Source organism: Rheinheimera sp., assembly GCF_020217005.1.
In the GTDB taxonomy this organism is placed as follows: domain Bacteria; phylum Pseudomonadota; class Gammaproteobacteria; order Enterobacterales; family Alteromonadaceae; genus Pararheinheimera.
In genome coordinates, this window is record NZ_JAIWOI010000152.1 from 1 (window position 1) to 10000 (window position 10000).

Here is a 10000-nt window from a genome sequence, read left to right on the forward strand (position 1 = left end):
CATTTGTCCGCCTCATCCAGAGTTAAAGTGCGCGCTTCAGAGGTGAGCAGCACTGGGATATGTTGTTTAATCGGATAAGCCAAACGATCGGCAGTACAAATCAGTTCCTGCTTTTCTTTATCCAGTTTCAGTTTATTTTTGCACAGTGGACAGGCAATGATGTCCAGTAAGGCGATATTTAAAGCCATTATTCATCTCTCCATTGACGCAGCTGTTGCTGCAGCCAGAATTTAAATTGGTCCGAAAGTTCGGCTTCAACCGGCAGGTAATACCAATTGGCCTTGGCAAAAGCGCGGCATTTGACCGCATCTTTTTCCGTCATCAGCACTGGGCCTTCGATATCAGCCAGACTTTGTTCATCAAAAGCAAAATGATCACGGAAAAATGCTGTGGCTTTCACCTCAATACCTACACTTTTTACCGTATCGACAAAACGTTGTGGATTACCAATAGCCGCCACTAAAGTCACAGCCTGGCCTTGTTCCGGCCATTGACTCTGGCCATCCAGAGCTTGCGGCCTAACAGGCTTTAACAGCATTTTATGCGTTGTCTGGCTGCCAGAGTTTGCTGTCGTAAAGTCACCACTGTTGACTATCACCGCATCCACAGTCTGTAAACGCGCAACCGGCTCCCTTAATGGCCCTGCAGGTAATAACTGCTGATTACCTAGTTTGCGCTGACCGTCAATCAACACCAACTCCAAATCACGTTGTAATCGGTAATGCTGCAGTCCATCGTCACTGATCACTATATCGCAGTCTGTGTTGGCAAGCAGATACACAACTGCTGCCACCCGGTCCGGACAGACCACCACAGGGCAATGACTTTTGCTGGCGAGCAGCAAAGGCTCATCCCCGACATCGCAGGCCTGATGCAAAGAAGTGACGCGCACTGGCTCTGTGATACGGGCGCCATAACCCCGACTGACAATACCAGGGGTAAATCCCTGCTCTGTTAAAAACTGACAGAGCCACAAGGTAAAAGGGGTTTTGCCTGTGCCGCCTACTGAAATATTACCCACTATGACAACAGGCTTATCCACCGCATAAGATCGCAACCAGCCGCGCTGATACGCCAAACGACGCAGCTGTGCAATCAGCCGATAGAGCAGACTCAAAGGCCAAAACACTAAGGTAAAAGGGTGCTGCTGATACCAGCCTTTCTCCCACCAGTTCATCCGACTTCACTAAATTGCATTTTATAAAGCTGCGCATAATAGCCGTTTTGTGCCAGCAAAGACTGATGAGTGCCCTGCTCTACAATCTGGCCCTGATCCATCACTAAAATCTGATCGGCATTTTCAATAGTGGATAACCGGTGCGCTATCACAATACTGGTACGGCCTTTAAATAACTCATCCAAAGCGCCCTGAATTTTACGTTCTGACTCGGTATCCAAAGCCGAAGTAGCTTCATCCAGAATAAGCAGTGGAGCCTGACGCAATAAAGCACGGGCTATAGCAATACGTTGACGCTGACCACCAGATAAAGTTACACCGTTTTCACCAATTTCAGTGTCGAGTCCTTCAGGCATCTGCTGCACAAACTCCATCACATGGGCTTTCTCTGCCACTTCCAGTAACAGCTCCGGGCTTAATTCACCACGGTAGCCATAAGCAATGTTATTGGCGATAGTGTCGTTAAACAGCACCACATGCTGCGATACCACAGCCATTTGCGAGCGTAATGAATCCAATGTGCAGTCTTTGGTATTGATACCATCCAATAAAATTTCGCCTTGTTCAATTTCATAAAAACGTGGCAACAAGCTGGAGATGGTGGTTTTACCACTACCGGAGCGGCCAACCAAAGCCACAGTCTGGCCAGGTTCGACTTTGATATTAATCTGCTTTAACACCTGCTTGTCATGGCCTGGGTAGTTAAAACTTAAGTCTTTAATTTCAATAGCACCTGTCACCTGTTTCAGCTCAACAGTACCAGTGTCCTGCTCTGGTTTTTCATCCAGCACCAGGAAGACATTAGCTGCCGCTGCCATACCGCGCTGAAAGTCACTGTTGACAGTGGTTAGCTGTTTCAGTGGTTTTAACAGCAACATCATGGCGGTGATCATTTCACTGAAGGTACCAGGCGTTAAGGTCTCCAGCATAGCCGGGAAGCTGGCCAGATAAATCACAAAAGCCAGGGCAAACGAGGCGATCAATTGAATCAACGAGACGCTGATGGCACGGGTCGCTTCCATCTTAACGTCGAGCTGGCGGTTGCGGTTATTCACCGCTTTAAATCTGTTGTTTTCTAAATCGCCTGCGCCAAAAGATAAAATTACTTTATGGCCGTTCAGCATTTGCTCTGAACTGGTGGTGACATCGCCCATCGCATTTTGCATATTGCTGCTGATTTTACGAAAACGCTTGGATACTTGTGCCACGATAACGGCGATCAGCGGGGCTATGACTAAAAAAATCAGCGATAAATGCCAGCTGTTGTAAAACATCAGGCCTAAACAGCCCAATACAAACACACCTTCATGAATAAGCACCACTAAAGCTTTGCTGGAGGCTTGTTTAATTTGTTCGGCGTCGTAAGTAATTTTAGAGATCAGCTCACCGGTCGAGTGCTTGTCATGGTAACTGACAGGTAAAGCAATCATTTGGCTGAATAACTGCTGGCGTAAGTCCTTCACTATATGAGTTCCCGCCCAGTTTAAGCAGTAGCTGGAGATGAAATTAAATACCCCACGAAGCAAAAACATACCGACCACAAAAACCGGAGCCCAGGCTAAATAAGCCGTATCTTTTTGGGTGATACCACGGTCAATGAAACTGGAAAACTGAGAGATAAAATAAATATCAACACAGGCATAGCCTGCCATACCAAACATCGCCAGTGCAAAACCCGCTTTGTAGGGTTTTAAATACCGCATCAGACGTTTAAAGGTACTAATTGAACCCGTTGTTTGTGAAGACAAATTTAACCCCAGAGAATAAGAAAACCGCCGCCATTCTACCTTGTTGTGCACTGGCTTTCAGCAATTGTTCACTGCTTTTGCAGCCAAAATGGCAAAGGTTGCTGCCGATAGGGCCAGATATTGAGTTGCCGCGCTGTTATTTCAATCCGGACAGCGCCCTGCTCTGCGGTATTCAGTAGCGGAATTTGTAACAACGCCAGGCGGCCCAGCACCTCTTTACTCGGGTGTCCATAGGCGTTATTAGAAGCTGCGCTGTTCAACGCCAGCAAAGGTTTTAACTTAGATAAAAAATCCAGATGACTAGAACTTCGGCTGCCATGATGCCCAAGTAGTAGCAAATCTGTCCTCAAGTTAGGATTAAGCTGCATTAATTCCATTTCTACACTATGACCAATATCCCCTGTCAATAAGCTTTGCCAGCCAACAGTGTTGATTGCCACAACGCAAGAGCTGTTATTACCGCCCTGATGCTGAATCTGGCTTCGAAACGACCACAACAGTGCATCCAGATAAACGGCGGGTAAAGATGAACAAGGCTGCTGCGCAAAACCTGTGTCAAAATCGGCAATTAATTTCAGTTTTGGGTAAGCGTTGATTACTTCAACAAAAGCACCGGTATGATCCGAATCTGCATGACTTAACACTAAATAATCCAGTTGTCTGATGCCCTGAAAATGCAGATAAGGTAAAACGTAAGCTTCAGTGGCGTTGAAGCTGCCGTAGACAGGGCCTACGTCGTACAAAAGCCCTTTATCCCCTTTCTGCAACAGTATGGCTGTGCCTTGACCCACATCTATCATATGCAGTTGCCATTGCTCTGTTTTTGACCATAGCAAGGCCACAAATGGCAGCATCAGCAGCGCGAGCCTGGGTCTGGGCAGAGCCGCAGGAAGAAAAAACCAGGCTATTAATAACAAGGCAACACAACAGGCAGAAAAAACGGTTTGAGCTGGTAACAGCCACCAGTAATCCATCGCGGCGCCGGCCAATAGCCATTGATGCAAAGGGGATAACACCAGTTCTGCCAGTTGCCAATGCCACAGCATGTCAGCAGGTAGTATCAGTTCGAGCAGCAAGGCAAACAGTAAATATGGGATCACGAGCAGAGAACACCAGGGTACAAAAAGTAGATTTGAAAGTAGCGCCAAAGGCGCTATTCCGTGAAAAAACAGTAAGGTTGGCGCACTCATTAAGAGTGTCATCAGGGCCTGAAATTTCAGTGCGTGCTTGATGACACCCCATTGACTTCGATCCTTCAGAGGATATCGCCAGACAAACAGAAAAATCAGCGCCACGGCGTAAAGCGTTAACCAAAAGCTTATACTCATCACCCATAACGGATTCAGCAGTAATAAAAGTCCGCAAACTAAAATCCAGCTTTGACTGTAACTTAAACGTCTGCGCTGTTGGATCAGGTAAACAGCCAAAATCATAGCAACTAAGGCTCTGAGTGTCGGAATAGCAAAACCAGCTAATAAACTGTAATACCAGGCTGCTGCCAGAGCAGCAAAAGGAGCCAGACTTCGACAGTACAACAGGCGGATATGAAGCCTGGACAGCATGATGACAAGCGCGTAAACCCAGCCAAACAGCAAGCCGATATGAAAACCCGATATCGATATTAAGTGGCCCAGAGCGGTCGCCTGCAACCCAAGCCACAACTCGTCACTAAAAGGCCTCTCGCCTAATGTGAGAGCAGTGATCAATGAAAAAGAAGGTAAATCGCCAATTTTTGACAATAGTCTTTGGTAAAGTTGCTGACGATGATCCCAATGAGAATCCAGTAACAGTCCTTCCTTAACTGCACAATTTCCTATTATTTCAGATACATAGGCATTTGCCTCTACATTTACTGAACCAGGATTAGCCGGTGCTTTAACTGCCTTACAACTTAGCTTCAACCACCAGCTCTGACCTTGTCCCAAGCTATGCGGCGCCTCTTGCCATCGCAGTCTCAACAAGTAGCCTTTGAGAGACCCTTCATTGATTTGAAATAAAAATCTGCTGAACTGCGGATCCTGTTGCCTGATACTTGCCACCTGGCCTGTCAACCAGGGCGTTGACATGCTAAGTAGCTGCTCTGTGTGCGACTGATGCTGCTGAACTTGCCACAACCAAAGGCTCAAAGCACAACAGAAACCTGTGACGAAAAACAAACGGTAATAAATACAGATCAAGATCAAACAGAACAGAAAAATAAGCCACAAAAGGGCTGGCACTATTGGTAAAAATAATGACAATAGGCATCCGCTGATCACACCGATGAAAAAACGATTCACGTTAATTTTTCATTAATGAGTTGTAATGGCAAAGAATCTAATTAAGAAATATCTACCAGATACAGAAAAAATCAAGCAACACCCTTCGCTAAAGATCTTTGGCACTTTGTTGCATGACAACAATTTGTGGCACTTTAACCGCCGTTCAGCCCGCGGAGCTTTTGCTGTGGGTTTGTTTGTAGCCTTAATTCCTATGCCCTTTCAGATGGTGCTTGCTGCAGCTTTGGCTATTTTATTCAGAGTAAATTTACCCCTATCAGCTGCATTGGTTTGGTTGACTAATCCACTCACCATGGGACCTATATTTTTTATCTGTTATCAGTTAGGCGCCTTGATCCTTGGCCATCCCGGCCATCATGTAGAACCTCAGGTCAGTTTAAGCTGGTTGATCGACAGTCTGGATACTATAGGCAAACCCTTTCTGCTCGGCAGTCTTATTATTGGCTGCACTTTATCGGCTTCAGGTTATGTGCTGGTGGACTACTTTTGGTGTTTATCTGCGAAAAAAGCCTGGAAATCCCGTGCCGATAAACGTCAGAGTGAAAAATCTTCACTCTGACTTATCTTACCTTTGGCCTAATACCGCGGCAGGTTGCACTTTGCTGGCGCTTAAGGCCGGATAAATAGTAGCCAGCAAACTCATGATTAAGGCGATGCCTATCGTCATCACCACCTGGACAGGTTCAATATGCGAAGGCACATAATCGACAAAATAGATACTGGAATCGAGCAAACTAAAACCTGTTAAGCTGGTGATTAAACGAAACAGTGGTTCTATTTGCCAGGCCAATAATAACCCCACTACACCACCGACCAAAGTACCGGTTAAACCGTTCAGCCAGCCGAGCCACATAAAAGCTTTGACTATGCGACGTCTGGGCATCCCCATGGTCAGTAAAATAGCGATATCTCCTTGTTTTTCCCGCACCGCCATCACTAAAGTCGCAACTATATTAAAACAAGCTACCGCCAATACCAGCACTAACACCAGATACAAAATACTACGCACCATCTGAATGTCATTGTACAAATGGCCCTGAGTACGAAACCAGTCCAGCATATAGACATAATCAGTGGCCATATTGCCAAGCTCGCGTGACAAAGTGGGCGCTGTAAAAATATCAGCGATTTTAAAGGCAAACCCCTGCACTGCACCTTGTGGGTAATTCAGCCATTGGCCTAACGCAGCAATATCGACCCAGGCTTGCTGATAATCCAGTTGGCCACCAATACTGACAATAGCGACCACAGTTAAGCTGACATGTTTGTGGCTGGCGAGTTTACCCTCAGCTGTTACTTGCGGCAGCATCAGTTGCACTTCATCCCCGACTTTGGCCTGCACTTCGTCCGCTATACCTTTACCCAAAACAATCTGATGTTCACTGATATGGCTTAAATCTCCAGCCACCACAAAAGAGCCTAAAGCACTGATGCCTTGCTCTAGCTGCAGCTCAATACCCCGTAAACTGGCTGCTTTGACTTTAGCGCCACTGCGGATCATGGTATTGGTTTTGATGTAGGGTGCACCGGCTACTACGCCAGGATGTTGTTGCAACGGTTTGATCTTTTTCTGCCAGTTACCAATAGGGTCAGATACTGCCTGCAACTCGACATGAGGGATCACAGACAATAGCTTGTCTTTTAATGCCAGCTCAAAACCATTCATCACTGACAAAGCCAGAATAAGAATAGCGACCCCCAGGCCTATACCTATAGTGGAAGATGCCGCAATAAAACGAATAAAAGCGTTGCTGTTACGGCTTTTGCGATAACGCTGCGCCAGTTGCCAGGACAAACTAGCCATGAGGTAAGCCATCCATGGTCTTGCCTAAATGGCCATCACGCATCCAGTACTGTTGGTCCAGCTTCTTTGCCAGCGCCAAATCATGGGTCACCACAATAAAGCTGGTTTTCAGCTCACGATTTAATTCACGCAACAGCTTATAAATACTCTCAGCGGTTTGATGATCCAGATTACCTGTAGGCTCATCCGCCAATACCAGCGCAGGCTCCCCGACTAAAGCCCGGGCTATAGCAACACGCTGACGTTCACCGCCACTCAATTCAGCAGGTCTGTGCTGGATACGATGCGCTAGTCCTACACGAGTCAGCATAGCGGCAGCTTTTTGCTCTGCTTTTTCATTAGACTCACCACGGATAAGCAGTGGCATAGCCACGTTTTCCAGTGCAGTGAAATCCATCAACAAATGGTGAAACTGATAAATAAAACCTAGTTTCTCATTACGCAGTTTGGCTTTAGCATTGGCCGATAACTTAGCGACAGATTGCCCCAACAGTATCATGTCACCGCTGTCTGGCTGATCCAAAGTACCCAAAATATGCAACAAGGTACTTTTACCGGAGCCCGAGCTCCCCACTATCGCCAGCATATCGCCAGCGTTGACGTCCAGACTGATCTGATGCAACACAGGAGTGACGTTAGCGCCATCCGTGTAACTTTTACTGATGCGACGGGCCGTTAAAATACTGGTCATTAAACTCTATCCAAAGTAATTGATGTTGCGGAGCGAGAGCGCCCGGTACACAAAACTGCGATCTCTGTTTCCTCTAAGTATTCGACGACGAGGAAACTATTCATCTCGAAGAACTTCTGCTGGTTGTACTTGGACTGCACGCCATGCTGGATAAACCACAGCCAATGCCGTCAGCACTAAAGCGCAGACTATGATAAAGAAAATTTGCACTGGCTGAATATCGACTGGTAAAGCCACACCTGCAACCACACTAATGCCCAACACCGATAAAATACCGTTCAGTTGCCAGGCGACCAGAATGCCTGCTACAGCTCCACTTAAGGTCCCCAACAGACCATTATTCATACCTTGCACTGCAAAAACGCTGAAAAGTTGAGTATCTGTCATGCCCTGTGTTTTTAAAATCGCCACTTCACGTTGTTTTTCAGTCACCATCATCACCAGCGCTGAGACAATATTAAAAGCCGCCACAGCGACGATCAGTAATAACATCAGCCACATCATGGCTTTTTCCATAGCAACGGCAGAGAATAACTTGCCATGACTATCACGCCAGTCGCTGACTTTCGCCACAGCAGGAAACTCTGTCAACTTATCGGCCAGGGCTGGAGCCGCAAATGGCTCAGCTAAACTTAACCGCCACTGTGGCGCTGCTTTGGTTTTGCTACCAAGCCGCTGAAGATCAGGTAAATGTAGTAATGCGACAGCATTATCTACCTCTGAGCCTGTATTGATAATGCCCGTTACAGTAAAAAGCCGCTGCCGTGGTAACCAGCCCATAGGTGTAAAACTGCCGCCTTCAGCCAGCAACAAACGTATTTGCTGACCAGGTCCTACCTTCAATTCATCGGCCAGACCGGCGCCTAAAATCACTGAATAAGGCTGTTTCGTTAAATCAGACCAATCCCCAGTTACCAGAGATTGCTGCAAAAAGGCAGGGATTTGTTTGGGCTCAATACCTTGTAACAAAACAGCCGTCAACTGACCCGGACTCTGGGCCAGCGCTTCGAGCTGCAAATAAGGCGTCACCTGCACAATTTGTGGGTACTGTTGTTGCAGGGTCGCAAGATCCAGCTGTTGAGTCGTATCACTTTGCACTATTAAATGCGGGATCACGCCTAAGATGCGTTTTTTAAGCTCGGCCTCAAAACCATTCATGACCGAGCTGACAATAGTCAGCGCCATCACGCCTAAAAATATACCTGTGACAGAAAACAAGGTGATAAAAGATAAAAAGCCATGGCCTTTCCGGCTTTGGCTGTAACGCAAACCAATACGGACACTCAGAGGGAATTGCAGGCTTTTCACAGACTTCCACTTGGGTTGGTGAAGAAATTGCTGCGATAATAGTGATTATCCGTTAAGGTTACAAGCTTGCTACCCGAGGTATCCTTATGCAACAGCCAGGCAATACAAACTTAGCCGCAGAATTGGCAGACGAATTTGCGGACTACTTTCAGATTGAACATCAGACGACTGTAAATTTAGTGCCATTTTTAGATCCTTTGCCTGATCAGGATGGCTTTTTACGTCTTATTCCTGATGCTTTTAAAATGACCAGCGAATTGAGTCAGTTAAATAACTCCTCTATCCGCACTTTTAACGCAATTAAAGATTTATCTTCTGATTTGGCGCTTTATTTGCAACAACAAGCCCGTAAATTAGACGCTCTGACTCACTATGTATTGCGCTCACAAGATGATCCGAAACAACGTTTTCATACTTTTAGCTATGGTGGTTCAGGCGTTCAGGTCTGGATGGAACAACAGGTCGAGGCCGGTCAGCTGTACGAAGTAAAACTGTTTTTGGATAATAATGACGGTGCCCTATTCTGCCTGGGTCAAGTGTTGGAAGTGATTGAGCAACAAAGCTCAGAAGCTGAGCCAAAACCAAACTATCTGGTCAAAATTTTGTTTCGACGTATTCGGGATGAAGACAGAGATATGGTCGTCAGAGCCAGCCTGCATGAGCAGTCCAGACAACTAAAACGCAAGGCAGAACAACGCCAGTTGCAAGCGCAGCAAAGCCAGCAGTAGATATCCCCTTCGTAACTGAAGCTGCTGCTTTTTAGACGGCGCGTGTTTGCCCCACTGCGACGTTAATTACTTTGGGTATAGATTGGACTGTGTTAAAACTAAATCAAACAACAGACCGTACTAACATGCGGTCTTTTTATAACGAGTAAAGAATTTCCCTGATGATCCGCATTGATGCATTACCAGCCCCCTCCTCCAGCTCAGATTTGAAACAATGGGGCCGCCTGTTTGGCGCCGCCTTACCCTGGTCTATTTACCAGCTATA

At 46.5% G+C, this 10000-nt stretch carries 9 protein-coding genes; 2 read left to right on the top strand and 7 right to left on the bottom strand.

The genetic code is table 11. The features are described 5' to 3' along the window. The 4 genes from LDL40_RS07440 to LDL40_RS07455 form a co-directional block, all read right to left on the bottom strand. The coding region (locus LDL40_RS07440) for a Trm112 family protein (protein WP_300994603.1) at window positions 1–188 on the bottom strand (188 nt) is incomplete at its 3' end. Next, window positions 188–1177 (bottom strand): tetraacyldisaccharide 4'-kinase, encoded by a 990-nt coding sequence (gene lpxK / locus LDL40_RS07445; protein ID WP_300994604.1) that lies wholly within the window; start codon window positions 1175–1177, stop codon window positions 188–190. The genes LDL40_RS07440 and lpxK, both read right to left, overlap by 1 nt. Continuing rightward, window positions 1174–2925, bottom strand: coding sequence for a lipid A export permease/ATP-binding protein MsbA (msbA, locus tag LDL40_RS07450; RefSeq protein WP_300994605.1), 1752 nt, complete (start codon window positions 2923–2925; stop codon window positions 1174–1176). Before msbA ends, lpxK begins: the two co-directional genes overlap by 4 nt. Window positions 2926–2993: 68 nt before the next feature. Then, window positions 2994–5204 carry a DNA internalization-related competence protein ComEC/Rec2 gene (locus LDL40_RS07455; protein WP_367304305.1) on the bottom strand — a complete coding sequence of 737 codons (2211 nt, stop codon included), beginning with the start codon at window positions 5202–5204 and terminating at the stop codon, window positions 2994–2996. A 25-nt stretch (window positions 5205–5229) separates the two neighbouring features. Between LDL40_RS07455 and LDL40_RS07460 the strand changes: the two genes are divergently transcribed. After that, on the top strand, window positions 5230–5763 hold the full coding sequence (locus tag LDL40_RS07460) for a DUF2062 domain-containing protein (RefSeq protein WP_300994607.1): 534 nt from the start codon (window positions 5230–5232) through the stop codon (window positions 5761–5763). Window positions 5764–5769: 6 nt separating this feature from the next. On the opposite strand, the gene LDL40_RS07465 is transcribed toward LDL40_RS07460, so the two are convergent. The 3 genes from LDL40_RS07465 to LDL40_RS07475 form a co-directional block, all read right to left on the bottom strand. Next, entirely contained in the window at window positions 5770–7008 is a 1239-nt protein-coding gene (locus tag LDL40_RS07465) for a lipoprotein-releasing ABC transporter permease subunit (RefSeq protein ID WP_300994608.1), read from the bottom strand. Next, window positions 7001–7699, bottom strand: a complete 699-nt coding sequence (lolD, locus tag LDL40_RS07470) for a lipoprotein-releasing ABC transporter ATP-binding protein LolD (protein WP_300994610.1) — start codon at window positions 7697–7699, stop codon at window positions 7001–7003. Before lolD ends, LDL40_RS07465 begins: the two co-directional genes overlap by 8 nt. Window positions 7700–7795: 96 nt before the next feature. Next, on the bottom strand, window positions 7796–9007 hold the full coding sequence (locus LDL40_RS07475; protein ID WP_300994612.1) for a lipoprotein-releasing ABC transporter permease subunit: 1212 nt from the start codon (window positions 9005–9007) through the stop codon (window positions 7796–7798). An 86-nt stretch (window positions 9008–9093) separates the two neighbouring features. Here LDL40_RS07475 and LDL40_RS07480 point away from each other — a divergent pair, with 86 nt between their 5' ends. Then, the gene (locus tag LDL40_RS07480) at window positions 9094–9735 is read left to right on the top strand and encodes a PilZ domain-containing protein (protein WP_300994614.1); all 642 of its coding nucleotides are present in this window, start codon (window positions 9094–9096) and stop codon (window positions 9733–9735) included. Window positions 9736–10000: the final 265 nt, after the last annotated feature.

Coding starts and splice junctions, on each gene's coding strand:
- lpxK (WP_300994604.1), bottom strand. CDS start 1,177: ATGAACTGGTGGGAGAAAGGCTGGTATCAGCAGCACCCTTTTACCTTA.
- LDL40_RS07460 (WP_300994607.1), top strand. CDS start 5,230: ATGGCAAAGAATCTAATTAAGAAATATCTACCAGATACAGAAAAAATC.
- LDL40_RS07465 (WP_300994608.1), bottom strand. CDS start 7,008: ATGGCTAGTTTGTCCTGGCAACTGGCGCAGCGTTATCGCAAAAGCCGT.
- lolD (WP_300994610.1), bottom strand. CDS start 7,699: ATGACCAGTATTTTAACGGCCCGTCGCATCAGTAAAAGTTACACGGAT.
- LDL40_RS07480 (WP_300994614.1), top strand. CDS start 9,094: ATGCAACAGCCAGGCAATACAAACTTAGCCGCAGAATTGGCAGACGAA.